A 23,733-nucleotide genomic window follows, 5' to 3' on the forward strand; every position below is an offset into this window, starting at 1 on the left:
CTATATACTAGTGGAGAAAAATACCTTTTTAAAGGAGTAGAGAAGAGTATGACGAGTGAGATCAAGAGCAAGGGATACTTTGGTGAGTTCGGTGGAAGCTTTATACCGGGTGAACTTCAGGAAGTTATGGATATTTTAGAAACGGAATTCCTGAAATATAAGGATGACCCGGAATTCATTGAGGAGTTCCGATATTATCTGAAAGAATATGTCGGACGCGAAAACCCGTTAACACTTGCAAAGAATTTAACGGAAAAGGTTGGCGGGGCAAAAATATACTTGAAGCGTGAAGATCTGAACCATACAGGTGCTCATAAAATTAATAATGCGATCGGACAAATCCTGCTCGCTAAACGAAGGGGTGCTAAACGCATCATCGCAGAAACAGGAGCAGGACAGCATGGTGTGGCGACTGCGACAGCATGTGCGATGTTTGGCATGGAGTGTGTGATCTATATGGGTAAGCTGGATACGGAGAGGCAGGCATTGAATGTCTTTCGGATGGAATTGCTGGGGGCAAAAGTCGTAGCTGTCGAAAAGGGACAGGGTCGATTGAAGGATGCTGTTGATGAGGCATTGAATGACTTGGTGCAAAACTATGAAAATACTTTTTACTTGCTTGGTTCAGCAGTGGGGCCACACCCATATCCAACGATCGTTAAACATTTCCAATCAATCATAAGTGAAGAATCAAAACGCCAAATCCTTGAAAAGGAAGGAAAACTGCCAACTGCCATCATTGCTTGTGCAGGAGGGGGAAGTAATGCGATCGGTGCTTTTGCTCATTATCTCGATGAAGAAAATGTCCGTTTAATTGGTGTAGAACCGATTGAAGCCCCAAGTATTTCGCAAGGTGTCCCGGCAGTATTGCATGGATTCAAAAGTTTGACGTTAGTGGATGAACAAGGAGAACCAAAACCAACATTCTCTATAGCTGCAGGTTTGGATTACCCGAGCGTGGGGCCCGAGCATAGTTTTTTGAAAGAAAGCGGACGAGCGGAGTATGTGACGGTAAAAGGGGAAGAAGCTCTTGAGGCTTTTCAGGTATTATCCAAAACAGAGGGAATCATTCCGGCTCTCGAAAGCTCACATGCCCTAGCTCACGCCATGAAGCTCGCTAAAGAGTTAACAAGGGATGATATACTGATCGTTAATTTATCAGGCAGGGGAGACAAAGATGTCGAGCAAGTATTCAACATGTTAGAAAAATAGGCCGAAATTAAAAGCCTCCCTGGAGATGGGAGGCTTTTTCCTTTGACTAATTATTCCCTGTAATGGGCTGGTCGACCCCATTGACATCAAGGACATTGCTACCGTTCAGACCATTGGCCGTAAAAACGATTGCAGCCGTGTTCCCTGAGCCGGATCCGGTAACCGATTTGGAGGAAGACTTAGGGGAAATGACGGCGCAATCACCGAATAACAGGTTTCCTTGAGCGACATTAAATACTTGAACCGGGCCGATAATGGCGGGCATATGAACCCCTCCTTTAAAAGTTTAAGTGTTGTTGGTTGAATCCTCGATTGGCGTCTCTTCGTTTTCTTTAGGCACCACCCGAATATGCTTCACTCTTGATTCCATACGTGCATGGCCTACGTTCCCCACACCAACCACAGATGAGGCTGATACCCCGATTATATTGATATTGCCGACCCGTATGAAGGGATTCGGATTTGAAAAACTTGATATGACTGGTTCATTCAACCTTGGGATATAAAATGGTCTCTTAAAAATGTCATAGTCTTCGAAATGAATATCGACTGAGTCGTAAGTTTCACTTTTCATTTGAACGGCTAAAGCCAGGGAATTCCCGTCAATATATGAGGTATCCCCGATTTGCATGGAGGAGCTGAAAGATACCGTGTCGGAAAATATAGATTTTACTTTTGATATTCTTGAAAACATGTTTTTTTACCCTTCTGGAGTAAGCGGTACGAATGGCCCGATGATCAGAGATTCCGGCGGGGTATCGAATGCTGAGGATAGTTGGACCGTTTGTACATCCCCAATGAGAAATAAAGCAGAGCTTGCTACACCGGTAATTTTGATATCTCCTACACAAAGCTGATGATTGGTTACATTAAACTCCATTTGGATTTCCTCCTGTCTCGGCTTGTGAATGGGTAATGAATTGTAATAATGCAGTTTGAATATCGGATTTCACCTTTTCCCTGATCTTTTCCTTGATATTCTCCCTTTGCTGCGGAGCGCGTTCCGCGTAAGAAAGGTTATCGAAATACATATTGATGCGTTGATGGAGCTGGCGTTCGACATCTTGCTTAATGAAGTCATGATATGAGGGTTCCAATGATGTTTTCAGTTGGTTTTCAGCATCGGTGATCATATTTTCCAAGTCTGAAAGGATATCGTTGTGAATTTCCTGGACGACGATTTCCCTGCCTGGAAATAGGTTAGGGGCAGGCTGAACAGGTTGGTTGTTGACGGCAAATTCATCTATGTTGTTAAGGTCAGTTGGATTTAAACCGATATTCAATGTTCCATCCAAAGATTCGACTTTTAACTGATCGAATTTATATTCAATTTTATCAACATGGATTGGCGGTTTATTTTTCAGCTCGGCAAGTTCATCTGTCAGGCGTTTGAGTTCGTGTTCAAGTTTCATGATCCGTTTATCCTGGGCTTCAAGATAACGCTGCATTTGTATGGAATATGAATATAGATCCTGATTCACGATTCAACACCTCACCTTCACAATATGTTAATTTCATATATGACAGTATATGAAAAAGTTGGATGTAGGTGAATGCCTATGAACTAGGAGGATGTAAATGGGACGAAACTGGGTAATGGGGTTACATCAGCTTCAAGTTGGGGAGCAGGCTCTGTGAATCCACCGGTATTGGCTAATGTGGAATATGGTTTAATCACTCCGGCACTTCCTATTTGAAAAACGGATGAATTGGCGATGCTTTCAATTTTTATCATATTGATTTGTATGGTCTGGTGAATATTGAAGATCATGCTGACTCCTTTCTTAAAAACATTAGAGATTTAGGACCAGTGGCTGATCGACACCATCAGTATCATTTGTATTCGTGGTGCTATAGGCATTATAGAGGGATATGGATTCACCTGTATTGAAAGAGCCAGCACCTGCAAACGTTTTTGATGTGGAATATGGACTAATTTTAAAGACGTCACCAATATGGACAATTCCACTGCTACCGACGTTGATGACTTGAACGACTCCTACGATGGCCGGCAAGAAAATCACCCTTTTTTATTCTGGTTTTCCCCATGTATCTCAGGCCATGAGCCTATCACTGAAGGGAGTTTCACTGTATTGTATGTTGGCTCATGATTGATGTGATTCATCTGCCTATTAATATATTGTTATATAACAACAGCTGATATTATTGGAATGTTGGTAACAGATATGGTAATATAATGCTAATTCAGAATTTTCAAATAAAAATAGAGGTGAGGAAATGAATGTACCATTAGTATTATCGCATTTCTTAGATCGAGCAGCCTTACTATATGGAGATAAGAAAGCCATCATTGGAGATGACAAGGTTTTAACATACTTAGAGCTGAATGGCCGTGTAAACCAGCTTTCAAATGGCTTAAGGGATATCGGTGTCAAAAAGGGTGATAAGGTGGCATATTTGGCACCTAACTCAATTGAAATGCTTGAAGGCTTTTATGGGGTATTTCAACTTGGTGCTGTAATCGTTCCCTTGAATATTCGTTTAAAGCCTGCAGATTATGTTTTCATTTTGAACCATAGCGAGTCCAAGGTCCTTTTCGTAGATCAGGAATTGTATCATCTAATTTCCCCTGTCAAGGACGAACTTGAATCGGTGGAGCACATAATCGTTCATTATAAGGATGAGGAGATAAATGAAACCGATTACAGCCATTGGCTGGAACGTTATGATAACAAGTGTTTTAACCGGGAGTCAGTGGATGAAAATGATGTTTCGAGCCTTCTTTATACGAGCGGGACCACAGGAAATCCCAAAGGGGTGATGCTGACTCACCGCAACAACTATTTACATGCCCTGGGTGCGATGCATCATTTCAGGGTCAATGACCGCGATACATATTTGCACGTACTGCCGATGTTCCACGTGAATGGGTGGGGGGCGCCATTTTATTATACGGCAAATGGTGCCACTCAAGTTTGTTTGAGGAAAACCAGCCCAGAAATGATATTTGATGCACTGCAAAAGCATAAGGTTTCAATCATGCATATGGCACCGACGGTTCTGAATTCACTGTTCCAATATCATGAACGGAATGTTCCGTATATCGAGCAGGATATCCGAATCGTCGTTGCAGGCTCCGCTCCGCCTCCTGCATTCGTTACAAGGGTGGAAAAAGAGTTAGGCTGGGAGTTCATTCAAATTTACGGAATGACAGAATCAACACCTGTCAGTCTGATATCGCTGATTCGTTCTGAATTCGATGATCTTCCGGAAAAAGAAAAATACAGAATGAAGGCGAAAGCCGGATATCCCATCATAGGCAGTGAGGTAAAGGTTATCCATGAAGATGGTGAGGAAGTTGCCCATGATGGCGTGGATATCGGCGAGCTTATCGTCCGCAGCCATGGAGTGATGTTAGGTTATTGGAAAAATGAAGAAGCGACCAGCCAGACACTGATAAATGGATGGCTGCATACAGGGGATATGGCCACAATCGATGAAAACGGGAACGTGGATATAGTAGACCGCAAAAAGGATATAATCATTAGTGGCGGAGAAAATATCTCTTCAATAGAAGTGGAAGGAATACTCTACGAACATCCGGACATTCTTGAAGCGGCGGTCATTGCCGTTCCGCATGAAAAGTGGGGAGAGACACCGCATGCCTTCATCGTGCCAAAAATGGGCGTGGAATTAACGGTGGATGATATAAAGGCCTTCACACGGGAAAAATTAGCTCATTTTAAATCAGTTACCAGTGTGTCGTTCGTCGATGAGCTTCCAAAAACGGCATCGGGGAAAATACAAAAAATCCATCTCCGTAATGATTATTGGGAATCTAAGGGGAAAACAGGCAGATTCGTTAATTGAAGCTCGCTAACGCTGTTCAGAAATGAACAGCATTTTTTTGTTGCCGTTTAAATTCGGTTTCATATTAAGCTATGCAGATATCGATCCTGATGAAAGGAGGATCGAGGTGGACACTGATATGTAAGGCGCTAACTCAAGCTATTGTTGGATAAGGGAAGGTCAATCAGGAACACTGGAATTTGTTTTGAAAAAAGCTTCTTGTTTAACGATAAAGTGTTACTATTATAAAATATTTCAAATTATTATAATTTTTCTTTTTCATTATGTTGATTTTAACAGTTTTGGATTGTGGGGGAGATCATTGAAACGTATTCATTATAGCTGGGTCATTTTAATCATAACATTCTTCTCGATTATTGTAGCCGGAATCGTTAGGTCATCATCGGGAGTATTCATCGTACCATTTGAAAATGAGTTCGGGTGGGACCGGTCCGTCATTTCTTTAGCCTTTGCCATAAGTCTTTTTCTTTATGGATTATCGGGTCCATTCATGGCCGCACTAATTGAAGTGCTTGGATTGAAGAAAATGATGGTATCGGCCATGTCCACTTTATTGGCAGGGATTCTCCTCACTTTTTTCATGCAGCATGAGTGGCAGCTCATTTTAATTTGGGGAATTATCATTGGATTGGGTTCTGGAGTGTTTTTAACGGTATTGAGCCCATATGTGGCAAATCGTTGGTTCGAGAAGAGGCGGGGGCTGGCGGTCGGAATACTGACGGCAAGTACGGCCACGGGCCAGCTCATTTTACTTCCGGTTTTAGCCATCATCATTGAGAGTTATTCGTGGAGATGGGCGATTGGATTAATTTTGGTCCTTAGCTTGATCATGCTGGCAATCATCCTTTTATTCATGAAAAACAATCCGAAGGAAGTCGGGACTCTTCCATATGGATTGGAAGAGGAAAAGCAGGAGACTGTTACAGTCCAAAATAAGAATCCCATCGCCATGGCTTTTCAGTCGTTGATTGAAGCAGTGAGAGTGAAGGAATTCTGGTTATTGGCAGGTAGCTTTTTTATATGCGGACTTTCAACGAGCGGGTTGATCGGGACACATTTCATTTCTTACTGCATTAGTTTTGGTTTACCGGTTGTGACGGCAGCATCTCTGCTATCTTTCATGGGAATCTTTGATTTGATTGGTACGACTGTATCCGGATGGCTATCAGATCGTTTTGATAACCGTTGGCTGTTGTTTTGGTATTATGCTTTAAGGGGTGCTTCCCTCGTATTACTTCCTTTTGCATTAAATGAAGGTTCTATCGGTCTATTGATTATCTTTTCCGTTTTCTATGGCTTGGATTGGATAGCGACCGTTCCTCCGACCATAAGCATTTCAAGGCAAGTATTTGGCATGGAGAAAAGCGGGATCGTATACGGGTGGATATTCGCGGCCCATCAGGTGGGTGCAGCAGTGGCGGCGTACGGTGGAGGGCTTATCTTCAAAATATTCAACTCCTATACATGGGCATTCTTCCTTGCAGGAATCTTTTGCTTATTGGGCAGCTTGTTTGTCATATTGATAAAAAAGCACAAAGCGGTCACGAAAGTTAAAGGTGATGCAATGGAGATATAGAAAAGATGTTAAATCTGTATGAATGAAAGAGGGTGTACCTATGAAGGGCGCAATGGTACCATTGCAGGAAAGTAAACGGATCGTAAGCATCGATATTTTACGTGGATTAGCCATTTTAGGGATATTTTTAGTGAATATGCCTTCTTTCCACTCCCCGCTCTTGTACATAGATGGTGCAGAGCGGTGGGCAGGAGGATGGGATGGGATTTTGTACAGATTCAGTGATATAGTCGCACAGGCCAGCTTTTATCCGTTATTTGCCTTTCTGTTCGGTTTCGGGGCAATCATTTTGGCAGTAAGGAGTGAAGAAAAGGGTATTTCATTTCCGTTACTATATATCAAAAGGCTAAGTTTCCTGCTGATACTGGGCTGTATTCATGCTTTCTTCATCTGGCATGGGGACATCCTCATTAATTATGCTGTATTTGGGTTTGCACTTTTGTTTTTTTATAAGATGAAGGGGCGGAATTTAATTCTGCTTGGCTCGGTTTGTTATGTCCTGCCTTTTGCAATATTAGGTTCTCTATTTCTTATAATGGGCACTTTTGATAGTGAAGGGATGGCGATCACGACTGATTCGGCGATGATGAAACAGTCTTTGGAAGTTTATCAATCTGGTACATTTACGGAACTGATGAGTCAAAGGGCGTTGGATTGGTATATGGTGAACAACCCATTAAATGCCATTATCCTTTTTTTATCGATTTTTCCGTTTTTTTTAATGGGAGCAGGCGTGGCAAAACAAGGCTTTCTCCAAAATCCAACCCAATATAAACGACAATTGAAAGCGATATCGATCGTAAGCTTGCTATTGGGCATGTCAATTAAGATGCTGCCATATGTGACGGTATACCATTTTGGAACGATATTCGTCCAGGATTATTTGGGAGGACCGTTACTTACGATTTTTTATATCACGGCAATCACGCTTTTGGCGGAACGGGCAGGGGCTTCCCGCCTGTTACATCCGCTTTCGTATATCGGAAGGATGTCGATGAGCAATTACTTGTTCCAATCGATGGTATGTACGGGCATTTTTTATTCATATGGCCTTGGTTTATATGGATCAGTCTCATATACGACAGGATTTGTTTTTCTAATAGCCCTGTTTTGCCTGCAAATCCTGCTTTCCTTATTGTGGATGGGCCTTTATGAATACGGACCGGTTGAATATATATGGCGTTTTTTTACGTATGGTAAAAAGCCGGTCATGCGCAGGTAGGGACCAGTTAAGAAGAAATGTAAATGATGTTCATTAAATTGTTGGTTTTACCCATTCAGGTGGATACTTAGCTTTGTTTTTTTGTAAAAGCCTATGATATGATGAAATGGAAACTGAACGAGGGGGCAAAAAAATGACACATATGCATATTACAGCTTGGGTTATCGGAATCATTCTTTTCTTTGTCACATATTCGATGCTTAAAGGTGCAAACCCGAAAGCGAAAATGCTACATATGATAACACGGTTGTTCTATCTATTGATTTTCCTTACTGGCGGCATGCTGATCACTGATTTTGGTGCTTACGCAGTAAAAATGATTGTTGGAATCATCGTGATTGCGGCGATGGAAATGGTGCTGGTCCGTACGAAAAAAAGAAAAAGTACAGGTGCCATGTGGATATTGTTCATCGTAGCGCTTGTATTCGTCCTTTATTTAGGACTTTCACTGCCACAAGGAATGGACTTTTTTTAATACAGAATTAAAGACGGGTAAATGAGGAAATCTCATTTACCCGTTTTCTTTTACCCGTTATTGTGAATTCACTTTCTCAATGACGATCCTTTTTCCGGTGTTCAGGGTGAATTCAAAACGATCATGATCCTTTTTCCCGTAAGAAAAATGGTGCTGAACGAGACAAATTTGGCTCTCGTTATCAAAGGTGAAGAAATTCACGCCGGACTGGTTTGGGACGGCCCTTAAAAAAGTGAGCTGGTTATAGCTATATATACAATCATAAATAGAAAAATCAAGTGAATTCAATGTCGTTACAAATTGGAAAAAGGAATCATCGTTCAATTCTTCCAATAAACGTTCAAAAGAGTAGAGCAGTTTTTTGCGTATCCGAATGGGCTCATTTTCCCTTAAGAAGGTGATTTCCCGATGAAGCAGGATCTTTCCCTCTTCTTCAATAACTCCTTGCTGCCAGCGCCCGCCCCTGTACACTTCGATGATGCTGTCAACGTGGTCTTCAATGGAGCAGGCCTCATCTGTTTCATCATCGAAAAAAATCCATTGTTGATTGATATTTTCCACTGTTCCTTCGGTAAAAGCTCTTGTTTGCCTATTCATTAACTTAGTTCGTTGTTGCTGACTCATACATATACCTCCAATAGTGGAATCCTCACCTACTTTTTAGTCAAAATCCAATGAAAATATAACTGTATATTTTAAAATATTATGGACAAATAACCATCTTTCCGTCTTTGCATAGGCTATGTTTAACACGGGATGCTTTGCTCAACAATTCATTAACGACGCCGGGCGTTGTTGGCAGGTGGCCCTACGGAATGATGCTGAGCGATACTTAGGGACTGTAAATCTTTTTAAGACAGGGAGCCAATATATTTTTGATAGTCCGGATAGAAAGGATGAAGTGTAAAATGTGTGGGATAACAGGCTGGGTGCATTTTCAAAAAGATTTACGGACAAAAACGAAAACGCTGGAAAACATGACAAAAACGTTGGCAAAGCGGGGGCCTGACGAAGATAATGTTTGGAGCGAAGCCCATGTTGCCTTTGGTCATAAACGGTTAACGGTTGTCGATGCGGAAGGCGGAAAACAGCCGATGACGAAAAATCATGAAAACGGCAGATATACGCTTTGTTATAATGGTGAGCTATATAACACCGAGGATATTCGTAAACAGCTATTATTAAAAGGATATTCCTTTAACGGTCATTCTGATACAGAAGTTTTGCTAACTTCTTATATAGAATGGAAAGAAAAATGCATTGACTTGTTCAATGGGATTTTTGCGTTTGCGATTTGGGATGAAAAGGAACAGAAATTATTCGTCGGAAGAGATCGCATGGGGGTAAAACCATTCTTTTATGCGGAAAGGGACGGCGGGTTCATTTTCGGATCGGAGCTGAAGGCGATTCTGGCCCATCCGGATGTTAAAACGGAGATTGACCGCGAAGGGTTGTCTGAAGTTTTTGGTGTTGGTCCATCCCGGAAGCCAGGTTCAGGCGTATTTCATGATATCCAGGAATTAAGGCCCGCCCATGCGCTTACTTTATCAAGGAAAGGCCTCCGGATTTGGAGATATTGGAATGTGAAAAGCGAAGAACATCGGGATACTCTTGATGAGACGGCCGAGAGGGTTCGCTTCCTTGTCGAAGATGCAGTGACGCGGCAACTTGTATCTGATGTTCCGCTTTGTACCTTCTTATCAGGAGGGCTTGACTCAAGCGCAATTACGGCCATTGCTGCAAATGCCTATCAAAAAGAAGGGAAAGGCCAGCTTCATACGTATTCCATTGATTATGAGGATAATGAGCGTTATTTCAAGGCAAATGATTTTCAGCCAAACTCCGATGGGTATTGGATTAAAAAGATGTCGGATAGTTTTAACACGGTTCACCATTCATCGGTCATCTCTCAAGAGCAGCTGACAAATTATTTAACGGAAGCTGTCCTTGTAAGGGACCTCCCAGGCATGGCGGATGTCGATTCTTCTTTACTTTGGTTTTGTAAGGAAATCAAGCGGGATTTTGTCGTAGGCCTGTCCGGCGAATGTGCGGACGAAATTTTTGGAGGTTATCCTTGGTTTCACCGTGAGGATGATTTGAATCGTGCTGGTTTTCCATGGATGAGATCTACGGATGAACGGGTATCTTTATTGAAAACGGGATGGCGCGAGAAATTGAAGCTGGAGGAATATGCCCAGGAAGCTTATTTGGCCACCCTTGCCGAAACGCCTAAATTGGAAGGGGAAAGCGGTATAGCGGCAAAGCGGAGAGAGCTTTTCTATGTGAATTTATTATGGTTCATGACGACGCTCCTTGACCGGAAGGATCGGATGAGTATGGGGGCAAGTCTAGAGGTGCGCGTGCCATTTGCCGATCATCGCCTTGTTGAATATGCATGGAACATTCCTTGGGAAATGAAAATGGAAGGCAACCGTGAAAAGGGTATTCTTAGGAAGGCTTTGGAGGGGTTATTACCGGATGAAGTATTGTATCGTAAAAAAAGTCCATATCCCAAAACTCATAACCCTATATATACAGACAGTGTGCAGGCGTGGTTGAAAGACTTACTGACGGATAATAATTCGATCCTGCATGAATTTTTCGATAAACAGAAGCTAACCGATATAGTAGATTCCAAGGGTGCGGCTTTTAAAGTGCCATGGTTCGGCCAATTGATGTCAGGGCCACAATTGCTCGCGCATTTGGCACAGACCCATGTATGGTTCAAAGAATATGATATCCAAATAATCGAGTGAAAAAAACGGGGCGGATGATTATCAACGCCCCGTTTCCATTTGCCTCAATGATTGATTGCGAGAATTTTATATTGATAACCATCCAATTCAAATTTGCCAACTTGTGTGGTTTCCTTCGTTCTTAAATCCGTTAGTGTACGTCCTTTCAAATCAACAGGAAGGGTAAAGGATTGCTTGACATCGGTCGGATTGATGAGGATCACGACAGAACGTTTTTCATTATACTTTTGGTAAGCCACGATATTTTCGTTTCCGGCTGTATCAAGGAATTTGAACTCCCCGTCATTGGCAAGTAACCGTTCTTCTTTTCGCAAGTGGATCAATGCCTTAATTTCATTGAGTAGCTCGGTGTTTTGTTTTTCTTCTTCCCAGACCATGCATTTTCGGCATCCTGGATCCATGCCGCCGGTTAAGCCGATTTCATCTCCATAATAAATACAAGGGCTGCCATTGAATGTAAGCAGGATTGCGTGAATGAGCTTGGCTCTAGCTAGATTTTCCCCGCAATCCGTGAAAATCCGCGGTGTATCATGGCTTCCAAGAAGGTTGAATGTCACGTCAAAAACATTGGTAGGATAACTGTTATAGATGGCTGTCATTTCTTCAGTGAACTCGCGTGCATTGATGGTTTGTGAGGCGACCAGGCGAAAGACTTGGTTGGTGAAAGGGTAATTCATGACGGCATCGAACTGATCGCCGCGAAGCCATGGCATGGAGTCATGCCAAATTTCCCCAAGAATATAAAGGTCAGGCTTTATATTTTTCACCGTTGTTCGAAATTCACGCCAGAATGGCTGATCGACTTCATTTGCGACATCGAGCCGCCAGGCGTCTATATCGAACTCCTTGATCCAATAAGCCGAGACTTCGAGCAGATATTCTTTCACCTCCGGATTTGCCGTATTCAATTTTGGCATCGATTCAAAGAAACCGAATGTTTCATAATTGGGCCTTTCCCCTCCCTTAAGAGGGAAGCTGTGAGGGTGGAACCAATCCTTATATTTCGATTTCTCCCCTTTTTCGAGTAAATCCTGGAAAGGGGGGAAATAGTAGCCGCTATGGTTAAAAACGGCATCCAGCATGACCCGTATATTCCGTTTATGGCATTCGGCTATTAGTGTTTTCAATGTTTCCTTCGTTCCGAATTGCGGATCGATACTCCGATAATCAATCGTATCGTATTTATGATTGGAGTAGGCATGGAAGATTGGCGTGAAATAGATTCCGTTGATGCCGAGATTCTCAAGGTAATCCAAATGTTCAATGATTCCTTCGAAGTCCCCGCCAAAAAAATTATCCACCGCCGGTTCTTCACTTCCCCAGGGTTTCACACCTTCGGGGTCGTTGGCGGGGTTTCCGTTCGCGAATCGTTCAGGGAAAATTTGGTACCAAATTGTATCTTTGACCCATTCCGGTGCCCCGAAAACTTCATTTTGATGGAGATAGGGAATCGCGAAATAGCATCCGGGATCTCGGGGAGGCTCTTTGAAGAAGCCCTTTTCCGTGTAAATGGAGCATTCTTCTTCTGCCGATACCTTGAACCCATATCGAATTCTTCGGTAGGGAGGCTTCACATAGATATGCCAATAATCATAACGGGTATCGCTGCCCGACAGACTCATGGGAAGTTCCTCGTACTGCCATTGACCATTATTTGAAATGTAAGGATCCCCAAAAATCAATCCAACTGAGGAGATATCTTGTTTTTTCGTACGTAAGCGGATATGTAGGGTTTCAGTGTTGATAGGATAGCCGTAATTGTCATTAGGTCTATGGTGTATGGATGAAAATTCCATGAAAACCACTCCGATTCTATAAGTTTTGGGACTGTGAAAAAGGAAACTTCCGGCTGTTACGAGGAGGGTCTCTATGAAGTGGTACTAAGCCAGGTAAAGTGCTTTTTCATTTTGGTTATATACCCAATTTCAATTGAAAAAAGCACTTATTAACTAAAAAATAACAAAAATTGTTCATCACTACAAGGAAATAAATACGCCAAGGAAAATGTTGTAAAAATCAAAGCCGTTCATATAATGATAACAATAGCTTTGGTATCGCTTTCATCAATTGGCTTTATTTGAAGTACTGAACTGAAAAACAGTATTATTTGGTGCTTTTGGACATGATAGAATAAACATTGCAAAAAGGAGAATGAAAGTGAAGAAGCTGATTTTTCATTTGTTCATGTCCATATTATTGATTGTTAGTGTAAGTGCTTGCGGATCCAGTTCAGATTTAGAAAATAAAAATAAAGCAGTGAAAGAAGATAAGAAAAAAGAAGACGAAGCCAGCAATGAAGCGAAGCCGGAAAAATTGATCATTTGGGAGGAAGAAGGTAAAGCGGAGGCCCTAAAGCCGGTGATTGAAGCCTTTGAAAAAGAATATGGAATCAAAGTTGAGCATGAAGGGGTTGAAATGGCTACCGGGATGTATGAACGACTTCGTCGAGATGGGCCAATCGGAAATGGAAAGGCACCGGATGTCGTAACTTTTTCCCATGAAAAGGTCGGGCAAATCGTGAAGGAAGGCTTAATTCAGGAAGTGAAGGTGAAAGATGAGGTATTGAATGCATTCATTGAACCTTCAATTAGGGGGGAGATGTATCAAGATAAGGTTTTTGGATTGCCAAAGTCCGTAACCACCTCCGTCTTCATTTATAATAAAAAATTGATGGCTAAGGCTCCTGAGACGATGAATGACCTTTATAAAATGACGAAGGAATTAAGAAAGCGTAACTTGTATGGTTACTATGCCAAGTGGAATGATTTCCATGATTCGTATGGAGTAATGGCTGGAATGGGAGGTTATATATTTAAAGATAAGAATGGAAAGTTAGACCCTTCCGACATTGGTTTGAATAATAAGGGTTCCATAAAAGGGGCTGGGTACATCCAAAAATGGTATAGGGCGGGTTTGATTCCTAAAGGCGGCAAGGCAGGAATCGAGAAGTTGTTTTTACAAGGTAAATTGGCTTCTATCATGAGTGACGGGAACTCATTTACCGAGCGAAAGGATACAGGAATTGCCCCCATGCCAGAATTGCCCAATGGTCAGCCAATGAAAACGTTCATGGAAATCAAAGGCTGGCATGTAACAGCATTCACAAAACACCCTTATTGGTCTACGAAGTTAGTTGAATATTTGACTAATGATGATAATGCAATGAAGCGTTTTGATTTAACAGGGGAAATCCCACCTAATAAATCAATTAAACACAATGCCGCAATCAAAGAAAATGAAAGGGCACAAGCCTTAAGCATACAATTACAATACGCCGAACCAGTGCCGAATATTCCGGAAATGAATAAAGTATGGGGACCGATGAATTCAGCCATGGATGAAATGACCACTCAAAAAGCAAAACCAAAAAGGGCTTTGGATAAAGCGGTCAAGAAGATAAAAAAAGAACGTTAACCGTGTTCGGCTCTTTTCCAATTCAGTAACCATAACCAGTATCCCCAGTTTGTCCCTTAAGTGTAAAGTTTTTTATAAATTGGATTTGACGTTAAGGGGTCAAAAGGCTAATCTTAAAGGCGTAAAGAGATAGCTAGGAGGAGAACGGATATGAGAAAAAGAGCGTTATCACTCGCTTTAATTCCGTTGCTTCTTTTTTACGCCATTCCAGTAGGAGCAGCTGAAAAAGAACAACGAACTTGGAAGGATGAAATCGTATATTCATTATTGGTCGACAGATTTTTCGATGGGGATACCCAAAATAATGGAGATGCGAACGTGAATGATCCTTCCACGTTTAATGGCGGGGATTTCGAAGGTGTCACGAAGAAACTGAATTATTTAAAAGATATGGGTTATACCGCTATCATCCTTTCACCGATTTTCGCTAATGATGCAAATGGTTATCATGGCGATTGGGTGGCCGATTTTTATAAAACGGATAAACACTATGGGACAATGGAAGAGTTTAAAAAACTCGTGAATGAGGCACATAAACGCGATATGAAGGTGATCATTGATTTTCAAGCAAATAATGTAGGGCCTGAATCCGCGTGGCTGACCGATCCAAAAAAACAAGATTGGTTCCATGAAGAAAAAAAGATTTCCAAGGACGGTAGCCAAACGGATTTGGAAACAGGGTGGGTTGATGGTCTTCCCGATTTGAATCAAGATAATGAGGAAACAAGGAAATATTTACTTGATGCTGCCAAATGGTGGATAACGGAAACCGATATTGATGGATACCGTATAAATAAAGTCCAATACGTAGCAAAAGGTTTTTGGAAGGAATTTGTGGATGCAGTCAAATCTGAAAAATCAAATTTCTATACAATCGGCGATGTTCAAGGTGATGCGAAATTGATCTCAAGCTACAAGGAGACGGGTATCGATGCTTTTATGGCTTATCCGCAGAATGCTGAGCTACGTGAAGCATTTGCTGCGCCCGATAAGGAATTGAGTCCTGTTTTTAATGCGTTTGCAAAAAGCGAAGATGAATTAGGGGGCAATGCCCATCAGGCATTGTTCATGGACACACAGGAAATGCCCCGTTTTACAAAGGATGCAGCCGATCATAACGAAAATCCAGGCTCCAGATGGAGAATGGCTCTGTCGTATCTTTATACGATGCCAGGGGTGCCTATCGTATTTTATGGATCGGAAATTGCCTTAAATGGCGATATTGCCCCGGATAATCATAAGTTGATGAATTTTAAGACAGAACAGGAATTGGTGGAATATATAACAAAGCTTTCTGATCTCAGAGACATGTACCCAGCATTGGTAAAAGGGGATATGGAGCTTTTATATGAAGAAGGCGGAGCTTCGGTATTCAAGCGTGTGTATGGTGATGAAACGATCGTCGTCGCCATGAACAATACGACTGAAACTCAAACGATAAACCTTGCTGATAAGGAACTTGAAAGTAATAAAGAGTTGAGAGGTATGCTGAATGGGGATCTGGTCCGCAGTAAGGACAACAGCTACTCTATCGTAATCGACAGGGAGACGACAGAAGTCTATACGCTGTCACCTAAGTCGATTATTAATATTCCTTACCTGTTAGTCATAGGATTGGTTCTTCTCATTTTTGGTATATTCATTGCTTTGGTTATTAAACGTTCAAAACGGAATCAACCAAAATAATCATATACCTCTCGATTGTCGGTAGCCGCCAAACATTGTCCCTAAGGCTTTGTGGAAAACAGGATCGGGAGGTTACAGCATGAATAAGACCTGGTGGAAAGAAGCGGTTTGCTATCAAATTTACCCGCGCAGTTTCATGGATAGTAATGGTGATGGGGTCGGAGACATAAAAGGTTTGATTTCAAAGCTCGACTATCTGCAGGAATTAGGGATAGATGTCATTTGGATTTGTCCTTTTTATAAATCGCCCAATGCGGATAATGGCTATGATATTAGTGATTATCAAGCAATTTCCGATGAATTCGGTTCAATCGAAGATATTGATCTGTTATTGAAAGATGTTCATGGGCGTGGGATGAAGGTGATACTCGACCTTGTTTTGAATCATACAAGTGATGAGCACCCCTGGTTCGTCGAATCAAGTTCTTCCCGCGATAATCCGAAACGGGATTGGTATATTTGGAGGGATGGTCAGGATGGCCGTGAGCCTAATAATTGGGAAAGCATCTTTTCCGGAAGTGCCTGGAAATTCGATGAAAGGACCAATCAATACTATTTACATCTATTTGCCGAAAAGCAGCCGGACTTAAACTGGAAAAACACTGATGTGCGAAAGGCATTATATGAAATGGTCAATTGGTGGCTCGATAAGGGAATCGATGGCTTCCGGATTGATGCGATCACGCATATTCATAAGCGTGAAGGCCTTCCGGATATGCCCAATCCTTATTGGCATCAGTATGTACCTGCTTTTGAAATGCATACGAATCAGGACGGGATTCTGGATTACCTTCAGGAGTTGAAAGAAGAGACTTTCTCTAAGTATGATATCATGACGGTCGGTGAGGCCAATGGCGTCAGGATAGAGCAGGCGGAAGAATGGGTCGGGGAATCGAATGGGAAGTTCAATATGATCTTTCAATTTGAACATCTTGGTCTATGGAATAGGGGACAGAATCACGCTGTTGATGTTCAAGGGTTAAAGCGAACGATGACGAAATGGCAAAAGGGGCTGAAAAACAAAGGATGGAATGCTTTGTTTTTTGAAAATCATGACCAGCCGAGAAGTGTATCCACCTGGGGAAATGATCATCAATATTGGTTGGAAAGCGCAAAAATGATTGGGGCCCTTTACTTTTTCATGCAAGGGACACCTTTTATTTATCAAGGTCAGGAAATTGGCATGACAAATGTCCAATTTGATTCGATTGATGATTATGATGATGTCGGAATGAAAAACTTTTATAGGATAGAGACCTCGAAAGGGCGGCCTCATGATGAGATCATGAACATTATATGGCATAGCGGCCGTGATAACTCACGAACACCGATGCAATGGAATGAGCTTGAAAATGGCGGATTCACTCATGGAACCCCTTGGATGAGGGTTAATCCAAATTATCGCGCCATTAATGTAGAACAGCAGAAAAATGACCCGTCATCCATTTATCATTTTTATAAAAAGATGATTGAACTTCGAAAAAAACATCAGGTCCTTGTTTATGGGGAATATGAGTTATTATGGGAAGATCACCCTGAACTTTATATTTATACAAGAAGTATGAATGAAAATTCAGTTATGGTAGTATGTAACTATAGTATGAATCACCATCAAATCGACCTTTCTTATTGGGGGGAAATGGAACTCTTGCTGGCTAATTATGAGGATTGTCCTGAGGTCCCCCTTATTGATTTACGTCCATATGAAACGAGGATTTATCGTTATTGATTCTATGGACTTGATTGGGAATTAGCCTAAAACCTATGTAGTTAGTCGTCTGACTTCTTAATTTCCAATAGACCTGTCGTTTTTCAAGAAGCTGATCATCCATCAGCTTCTTTTTGAATTTTAAACTTAGGTTAAAAAACGGAAAAGTGAGTATTTTCTGAAAAATTAAATAAACATTAAAAAAAGTATGGATATAACTATTGAACTGAGTGTATTATGAATACATACAAAATGTATAAATATAAAACGAATATTAGAGAAGTGTTTATTGGTATTCACCTTTTTTTAAATGAAGTCAATAAAGGCTAAGAAAGGAGAGGGGAAATGCATGGCCATCACAATAAAAGATGTGGCACAGCTAGCGAATGTTGCTCCTTCAACAGTTTCTCGAGTGATTGCAAATAATCCTCGGATAAGTGAAAAAACAAAGGTAAGGGTACGTAAGGCGATGACGAAATTAGGATACCATCCAAACTTCATTGCACGTAGTCTTGCCAATCAATCGACCAGGATCATTGGCTTGGTAATGCCAAGTTCGTCAAATGATTATTATCAAAATCCCTTTTTTCCTACGATCCTCCAGGGTCTAAGTGAGGGGGCTCAGGAAAATCATTATTCCCTGTTGTTAAGCACGGGAAAAACAGAAGATGAAATCTACGAAGGAGTAGTGAATATGGTGCAGGGGGGGATGGTGGATGGAATAATCCTGATGTATTCAAGGATGAACGATCACATTCTGACCTATTTGAGGGAAAGGGATTTTCCATTTGTGATCATTGGGAAACCCTATGATTACATCGGGGAGATAACATATGTTGATAACGATAATGTCTTGGCTGCCGAACAGGCAACGGATTACCTCATAAAGCTAGGACATGAAAGGGTTGGATTCATCGGAGGTGATGAATCCCTCATGATGACCATTGATCGCTTATCAGGATATGAACGGGCATTGGAGAGGGCTGGAATCGATCGAAGGATGGAATATACCCTGCATGAAGATTTTTTGCATGAAGGGGGACAAGCCGCTGCAAAAAGGTTACTATCCATCGATGAACCACCTACCGCTTTGGTGGTCAGTGATGATCTCATGGCACTTGGCATCGTGCATTCACTTCGCGAAATGGGCGTGCGCACTCCTGAAGAAATGTCTATCGTCAGCTTCAATAACGTTCTTTTCTCTGAACTGTCATTACCAGCTCTGACCTCCGTAGATATTAATATTTTTGATTTGGGATATCAGGCCGCTAAGGGCATCATTCATATGCTGCAGACTGGAGATGCTCCTGCCGGGACCATCATTCCACATCATTTCGTGGAAAGGCATTCCTGCAGATCGATCAAGCAAGGTGCAATGGCCATGACTTTTTGAACGAGAGGGCATTGCGTAAAAGCAATGCCTTTTTTATCTAGAAATGTACACTGAAACTTTTGAATGCATGTACACCCGTTCCGTGTCTGACCAAATGATTCTCTTTAAGATATTGAATGGCTGCAAGGACTTCTTCAAGGATCTTTGGTTCGAGGCCAAGTTGGTTGTGACCGCCATAGATTTTGGAGACTGCCTTGATCTTTGCGATTTTTTCTAACGAATTAACAAGGTCTTCAGGGCTTGTCGAGGAATAAAAGGCATAAACGGGAGTATCTGAATAAAGCAGGTCGCCAGTAAATAAATAACCTGTTTCATCATCCAAAATTGAAATGTGGCCAGGCGAATGACCAGGTGTATGATAAATGCTTAAACTTCGGTTTCCAAGATCAATCGTGTCCCCGTCCGATAAAAGTCTATCGGGGTACCCCTGGTATGGCTTGTATGTATCAGGATTGAATGAATCGGGTATGGGTAATGTGATATCCCGGGCCATTGTTCCAAGGGCAAACCTTCAATGCCGTTAATCAGCCAATTGGCATCATCACCATGAACATAAATCGTTTCATAATCACCGTGACCGCCAATATGATCCGCATGAACGTGTGTGGTCAGAACGATGATCGGAAGGTCGGTAAGCTGGTCTGTAATCCGCTTAATCGAATCGATGCCTAATCCTGTGTCGATTAACGCAGCCCGGGTCTCACCAAGTAATAAAAAGGAATGAACTTTCTCCCAATGACCATATTCACTGATTGCAAACGTTTTTGAGTCCAATCCCTGAACGGTGAACCATGGATCTACAATATTTTTCAAAAATGACTCCACTCCTTCCCAGTCATATATTCCGCGTTATCCGGAAATATCCTGCCTGAAAGAGTAAAAGCAGTGGATTTCAATTTATGAAATCCACTGCTTTTGGAAAAAAGGTAAGGCCTTATCCGTTAACAACGGTCCCGCCGTTTACATGGATGACTTGTCCGCTGACATAGGATGAATCATCACTTGCCAAATATACATAGGCTGGTGCCAATTCCTCAGGCTGACCTGCACGGCCCATTGGAGTATCCTGTCCGAATTTGGCAACATCCTCTTCGCCAAATGAGGCAGGAATCAGCGGTGTCCAAATCGGGCCTGGAGCCACACCGTTCACTCTGATGCCATCTTTTGAAATGGAGTTCGACAGGGCTCTTGTAAATGCAAGTATTGCACCTTTAGTTGAAGAGTAATCGATTAGTTTTGGGTTGCCCTGATAGGCTGTGATAGAGGTTGTATTAATGATGCTGCTTCCTTTTTTCAGGTGCTTCAATGCAGCTTTAGTTAAGTGGAACATCGAGAAAATATTCGTGCGGAACGTTTTTTCCAATTGTTCAGCTGAAATGTCCAGGATACTTGTCTGCACATGCTGTTCTCCGGCGTTGTTGACTAGAATGTCCAAACCGCCAAATTCATCAACCGTTTTTTTGACGACTTCCTGGCAGAAGGCTTCATCACCGATATCACCGGAAATGAGTAAACATTTCTGGCCTTCTTTTTCGATCAATTCTTTTGTCGCTTTGGCATCCTCGTGTTCATCCAAGTATGCAACTGTCACATTCGCTCCTTCTTTAGCGTAGTAAATGGCAACTGATTTTCCGATTCCGCTGTCCCCTCCCGTTATGATTGCCGTTTTACCTTTTAATTTGCCGCTTCCTTTGTAGGCAGCATTAACTGAATCAGGGTTCGGTTCCATTTTTGTTTCCAATCCAGGTTGATGCTGCTGATGTTGTGGTGGAAATCCTTGTTTTTTCTGATTTTGGTTTTGAGTAGTCAAGATATAAACGCCTCCCATTTAATGATCTACGCTTTTTCTATTCCTTCTTTTAGGAAAAAGAAAACATGGAAAAAATACCCATAAAAATTCGGTTTATGTGTTTTAACTGAAGGGAACATGACTAGTCTTTCCATGTTCCATGAAGGCGATTCATAAGAAACTCCTATGGCGGCGCTCCTCGCCGCCACCATCTACTACGAAAATCTAAACTCAAAATAGAGTCTAACCCATTAACCCCTTGACAATAATGGAAAATAACAATACAACCAGGCTGAACTTTTTTTGGTGGATCTTAAGGAAGATACCCTGTATAAGAAACTGGTTGTGACAGTATGGAAGAACCATTTAGTGTACTGCTAGTACGTATACAAAAATTTTTGTAACAAATCCCCTGTCATATGTATTGTTAATCTTTTTTGAGGTGATTTCTCCTATGGAAGCAATGATTGAACGGTGTGCTGGCCTAGATGTACACCAAGAAACAGTAGTAGCCTGTGTATTATTTGGTCCATTAGATAAAAAGCCAAAGACCTCTATTGAAACTTTTTCAACTACAACAACGGGACTCTTGGCTTTAAGTGATTGGCTCGCTACCCTTCAGGTATCCGATGTTGTGATGGAAAGTACCGGAGTCTACTGGAAACCAATATGGAATATACTCGAAGGTTCTTTTCACCTTGTTCTTGCCAATGCCAGACATGTCAAAAATGTTCCAGGGCGTAAAACTGATGTGAAAGATGCCGAATGGCTTGCCAAGCTTCTAAGATGCGGACTTATTGAAAACAATTTTGTCCCACCAGAGGATATTCGTGATTTACGAGATCTTACTCGTTATCGAAAAAAATTGATTCATCATCGCACATCAGAGCAGAATCGCATTCACAAAATCCTTCAAGATGCTAATATCAAGCTAACATCCGTTCTATCAGACATTTTTGGTTTATCGGGACGTCGTATCCTTGAAGCGATTCTAAATGGTGAAAAAATAGAGACCGATGGTCTTCGAAAAATGGTGGATTGGCGAACAAAAGCAAGTATAACTGACATTGCCAGTGCAATTAATGGTCGTATTCGCCGTCATCATCGTGATATGTTGCGTTACCATTGGGATCATATGGGTTATTTAGAACAAACCATAGAAGAATTGGAAAAACAAATCGATCAACTCCTGTCCCCCTATCGTAAGGAAGTAGAATTATTGGATGGTATACCTGGTGTGAACAAAGCTGCCGCAGCCACTTTTATTGCGGAGATGGGTGTTGATATGTCCGTATTTAAGTCAGCTAAACATCTTGCCTCTTGGGCTGGTGTGAGTCCTGGAAATTACGAAAGTGCTGGTAAAAAAAAACGAGTAAAACCACACAAGGAAATAAAGCTTTAAAAACAATGGCCGTAGAATGTGTATTAGCAACATCAAGGCAAAATAATCGAATTGCTTCACATCGAAAAAGGATTACTAAACGACAGGGGAAAATGAAGGGACGAATCGCATCTGCCCATTTACTATTAACGATTACTTACAACATCTTAAAAACAGGAGAACCTTATCATGAACTAGGCTCAAATTACCTTGAAGAAAAACAAAATAACAAAGAATTAAAAATGATCGAATACCTAAAAAAGAAAGGCTATACAATCGCTCCATCTGAACAACAAACTGCATAACCAGTTAAATAACAACATAGTACATTTACCCCCATCAAAAAAATGAGAATATGGAGGGTTTATTTTAGCATGGCTTTTTTACTATTGTGTTTTCATACAAAAAAGAGGAGGATGAGCGCTGATGGGGGCAGTTGAAACAAATGAAAAAAGGCCCACCCAAAGCAGGTGAGGCCTTCATAATTACCTTCATAATTAGCGGTAATTTAAGAATTGTACATCAATGGACAGATCAGCGCCCCGAATCGCGGAAATGATTCCTTGTAAATCATCCCGGTTCTTACCGGTAACCCGGATTTGATCATCCTGGATCTGGCTTTTCACTTTAAGGCCGCTGTTTTTAATGATGGTATTGATCTTTTTTGCTTGCTCCTTATCGATGCCTTGAATTAACTTGGCCCGTTGGCGAACGGTCCCGCCAGAAGCTCCTTCCAATTTTCCATAATCCAGGTTCTTAACGGGTACGTCACGTTTAATGAGTTTACTGATGAGAACATCCTTCAGCTGTTCGAGCTTATATTCATCGTCGGATACCAAAACCAAGTCTTCTTTATCAATGGTGATGCTGCTTATGCTCCCTTTAAAATCATATCGTGTCTGTATTTCCTTCATAGCCATGGTAACTGCATTCGTTACCTCTGAAAAGTCTACTTTCGAAACAATATCAAATGAATTTTCCTTTGCCATCACTTACCTCCAGCAGGGTTTATTTCCTTTATTATAGAGAAAGTATGATAGGAAGACAACTATCTAAACGATAATTAAAAAAGCGAGGGGACAAGCCCCGCGCTTCATTTATGGTCCGTTTTCTTTGAATAGGAGTGCTTACCTGCAGTAAGGTTTTCCTGATAAGCGATATTTTTTTCAGCATTTCTCGCTTGGTTATCTTTTGGCCTTTTATTGTCATCGGTTGTTTTGGACATAGTGAAAACTCCCTTCCATTATCTGATCAATATATATTGTTCACAATTATGGAAGGGAGTATGTA

Annotated in this window: 23 protein-coding genes and 1 pseudogene; 12 read left to right on the forward strand and 12 right to left on the reverse strand. The window is 41.5% G+C overall.

Annotated features, from left to right (window positions below; all coding sequences use genetic code 11):
- Positions 1 to 48: 48 nt before the first annotated feature.
- Entirely contained in the window at positions 49 to 1,212 is a 1,164-nt protein-coding gene (trpB, locus tag ACJ9PY_RS06030; protein WP_057275822.1) for a tryptophan synthase subunit beta, read from the forward strand.
- 46 nt (positions 1,213 to 1,258) lie between these two features.
- Here trpB and ACJ9PY_RS06035 read toward each other — a convergent pair whose 3' ends face one another.
- From ACJ9PY_RS06035 to ACJ9PY_RS06060, 6 genes are all read right to left on the reverse strand, one after another.
- Entirely contained in the window at positions 1,259 to 1,477 is a 219-nt protein-coding gene (locus ACJ9PY_RS06035; protein ID WP_411739652.1) for a spore germination protein, read from the reverse strand.
- 21 nt (positions 1,478 to 1,498) lie between these two features.
- Positions 1,499 to 1,906, reverse strand: a complete 408-nt coding sequence (locus ACJ9PY_RS06040; RefSeq protein WP_411739653.1) for a spore germination protein GerPE — start codon at positions 1,904 to 1,906, stop codon at positions 1,499 to 1,501.
- A gap of 6 nt (positions 1,907 to 1,912) precedes the next feature.
- Positions 1,913 to 2,092 (reverse strand): hypothetical protein, encoded by a 180-nt coding sequence (locus ACJ9PY_RS06045; RefSeq protein WP_063577092.1) that lies wholly within the window; start codon positions 2,090 to 2,092, stop codon positions 1,913 to 1,915.
- Positions 2,082 to 2,693, reverse strand: a complete 612-nt coding sequence (gene gerPC / locus ACJ9PY_RS06050; RefSeq protein ID WP_063577091.1) for a spore germination protein GerPC — start codon at positions 2,691 to 2,693, stop codon at positions 2,082 to 2,084. Before gerPC ends, ACJ9PY_RS06045 begins: the two co-directional genes overlap by 11 nt.
- Positions 2,694 to 2,776: 83 nt before the next feature.
- Positions 2,777 to 2,983 (reverse strand): spore germination protein GerPB, encoded by a 207-nt coding sequence (locus tag ACJ9PY_RS06055; RefSeq protein WP_063577090.1) that lies wholly within the window; start codon positions 2,981 to 2,983, stop codon positions 2,777 to 2,779.
- Positions 2,984 to 3,005: 22 nt separating this feature from the next.
- Positions 3,006 to 3,227, reverse strand: coding sequence for a spore germination protein (locus tag ACJ9PY_RS06060; RefSeq protein ID WP_063577089.1), 222 nt, complete (start codon positions 3,225 to 3,227; stop codon positions 3,006 to 3,008).
- Between the two features lie 223 nt (positions 3,228 to 3,450).
- Between ACJ9PY_RS06060 and ACJ9PY_RS06065 the strand changes: the two genes are divergently transcribed.
- The 4 genes from ACJ9PY_RS06065 to ACJ9PY_RS06080 all read left to right on the forward strand — a co-directional run bounded on the left by ACJ9PY_RS06065 (position 3,451) and on the right by ACJ9PY_RS06080 (position 8,316).
- Positions 3,451 to 5,043, forward strand: coding sequence for a long-chain-fatty-acid--CoA ligase (locus ACJ9PY_RS06065; RefSeq protein WP_411739654.1), 1,593 nt, complete (start codon positions 3,451 to 3,453; stop codon positions 5,041 to 5,043).
- 301 nt (positions 5,044 to 5,344) lie between these two features.
- Positions 5,345 to 6,619, forward strand: a complete 1,275-nt coding sequence (locus tag ACJ9PY_RS06070) for an MFS transporter (RefSeq protein ID WP_411739655.1) — start codon at positions 5,345 to 5,347, stop codon at positions 6,617 to 6,619.
- Positions 6,620 to 6,659: 40 nt separating this feature from the next.
- Positions 6,660 to 7,841, forward strand: coding sequence for a DUF418 domain-containing protein (locus ACJ9PY_RS06075; RefSeq protein WP_098864166.1), 1,182 nt, complete (start codon positions 6,660 to 6,662; stop codon positions 7,839 to 7,841).
- 133 nt (positions 7,842 to 7,974) lie between these two features.
- Positions 7,975 to 8,316 (forward strand): YisL family protein, encoded by a 342-nt coding sequence (locus tag ACJ9PY_RS06080; protein ID WP_048686864.1) that lies wholly within the window; start codon positions 7,975 to 7,977, stop codon positions 8,314 to 8,316.
- A 57-nt stretch (positions 8,317 to 8,373) separates the two neighbouring features.
- Here ACJ9PY_RS06080 and ACJ9PY_RS06085 read toward each other — a convergent pair whose 3' ends face one another.
- Positions 8,374 to 8,940, reverse strand: a complete 567-nt coding sequence (locus tag ACJ9PY_RS06085; protein ID WP_020018810.1) for a DUF2777 domain-containing protein — start codon at positions 8,938 to 8,940, stop codon at positions 8,374 to 8,376.
- Between the two features lie 284 nt (positions 8,941 to 9,224).
- Between ACJ9PY_RS06085 and asnB the strand changes: the two genes are divergently transcribed.
- Positions 9,225 to 11,072 carry an asparagine synthase (glutamine-hydrolyzing) gene (gene asnB, locus ACJ9PY_RS06090; RefSeq protein WP_057275829.1) on the forward strand — a complete coding sequence of 616 codons (1,848 nt, stop codon included), beginning with the start codon at positions 9,225 to 9,227 and terminating at the stop codon, positions 11,070 to 11,072.
- 44 nt (positions 11,073 to 11,116) lie between these two features.
- On the opposite strand, the gene ACJ9PY_RS06095 is transcribed toward asnB, so the two are convergent.
- Positions 11,117 to 12,868, reverse strand: a complete 1,752-nt coding sequence (locus ACJ9PY_RS06095) for a glycoside hydrolase family 13 protein (RefSeq protein WP_411739656.1) — start codon at positions 12,866 to 12,868, stop codon at positions 11,117 to 11,119.
- A 355-nt stretch (positions 12,869 to 13,223) separates the two neighbouring features.
- Here ACJ9PY_RS06095 and ACJ9PY_RS06100 point away from each other — a divergent pair, with 355 nt between their 5' ends.
- The 4 genes from ACJ9PY_RS06100 to ACJ9PY_RS06115 all read left to right on the forward strand — a co-directional run bounded on the left by ACJ9PY_RS06100 (position 13,224) and on the right by ACJ9PY_RS06115 (position 19,273).
- Complete coding sequence (locus ACJ9PY_RS06100; protein ID WP_411739657.1) at positions 13,224 to 14,486, forward strand: extracellular solute-binding protein; 1,263 nt, start codon at positions 13,224 to 13,226, stop codon at positions 14,484 to 14,486.
- A gap of 150 nt (positions 14,487 to 14,636) precedes the next feature.
- Positions 14,637 to 16,172 carry an alpha-amylase family glycosyl hydrolase gene (locus ACJ9PY_RS06105; RefSeq protein ID WP_411739658.1) on the forward strand — a complete coding sequence of 512 codons (1,536 nt, stop codon included), beginning with the start codon at positions 14,637 to 14,639 and terminating at the stop codon, positions 16,170 to 16,172.
- 79 nt (positions 16,173 to 16,251) lie between these two features.
- Positions 16,252 to 17,901, forward strand: a complete 1,650-nt coding sequence (locus ACJ9PY_RS06110) for a glycoside hydrolase family 13 protein (RefSeq protein ID WP_411739659.1) — start codon at positions 16,252 to 16,254, stop codon at positions 17,899 to 17,901.
- A gap of 328 nt (positions 17,902 to 18,229) precedes the next feature.
- Complete coding sequence (locus ACJ9PY_RS06115; RefSeq protein ID WP_063577081.1) at positions 18,230 to 19,273, forward strand: LacI family DNA-binding transcriptional regulator; 1,044 nt, start codon at positions 18,230 to 18,232, stop codon at positions 19,271 to 19,273.
- A gap of 37 nt (positions 19,274 to 19,310) precedes the next feature.
- Here ACJ9PY_RS06115 and ACJ9PY_RS06120 read toward each other — a convergent pair.
- Both ACJ9PY_RS06120 and ACJ9PY_RS06125 read right to left on the reverse strand, forming a co-directional pair.
- Positions 19,311 to 20,086 (reverse strand): annotated as a pseudogene (locus ACJ9PY_RS06120) (MBL fold metallo-hydrolase).
- Between the two features lie 121 nt (positions 20,087 to 20,207).
- A complete protein-coding gene (locus ACJ9PY_RS06125; RefSeq protein WP_411739660.1) occupies positions 20,208 to 21,083 on the reverse strand; it encodes an SDR family oxidoreductase in 876 nt (291 codons plus the stop codon).
- 433 nt (positions 21,084 to 21,516) lie between these two features.
- Here ACJ9PY_RS06125 and ACJ9PY_RS06130 point away from each other — a divergent pair, with 433 nt between their 5' ends.
- Together ACJ9PY_RS06130 and ACJ9PY_RS06135 are read left to right on the forward strand one after the other, a co-directional pair.
- Positions 21,517 to 22,464 carry an IS110 family transposase gene (locus ACJ9PY_RS06130; RefSeq protein WP_231892157.1) on the forward strand — a complete coding sequence of 316 codons (948 nt, stop codon included), beginning with the start codon at positions 21,517 to 21,519 and terminating at the stop codon, positions 22,462 to 22,464.
- A 92-nt stretch (positions 22,465 to 22,556) separates the two neighbouring features.
- A complete protein-coding gene (locus ACJ9PY_RS06135) occupies positions 22,557 to 22,748 on the forward strand; it encodes a hypothetical protein (protein ID WP_101226107.1) in 192 nt (63 codons plus the stop codon).
- Positions 22,749 to 22,940: 192 nt separating this feature from the next.
- Here the strand turns inward: ACJ9PY_RS06135 and ACJ9PY_RS06140 are convergent, their stop codons facing one another.
- A complete protein-coding gene (locus ACJ9PY_RS06140; RefSeq protein WP_034314577.1) occupies positions 22,941 to 23,432 on the reverse strand; it encodes a YajQ family cyclic di-GMP-binding protein in 492 nt (163 codons plus the stop codon).
- A gap of 104 nt (positions 23,433 to 23,536) precedes the next feature.
- Positions 23,537 to 23,668, reverse strand: coding sequence for a DUF3941 domain-containing protein (locus tag ACJ9PY_RS06145; RefSeq protein ID WP_082196697.1), 132 nt, complete (start codon positions 23,666 to 23,668; stop codon positions 23,537 to 23,539).
- Positions 23,669 to 23,733: the final 65 nt, after the last annotated feature.

Origin of the sequence: Peribacillus sp. S4 (assembly GCF_046715815.1) — a bacterium.
Lineage (GTDB): Bacteria > Bacillota > Bacilli > Bacillales > DSM-1321 > Peribacillus > Peribacillus frigoritolerans.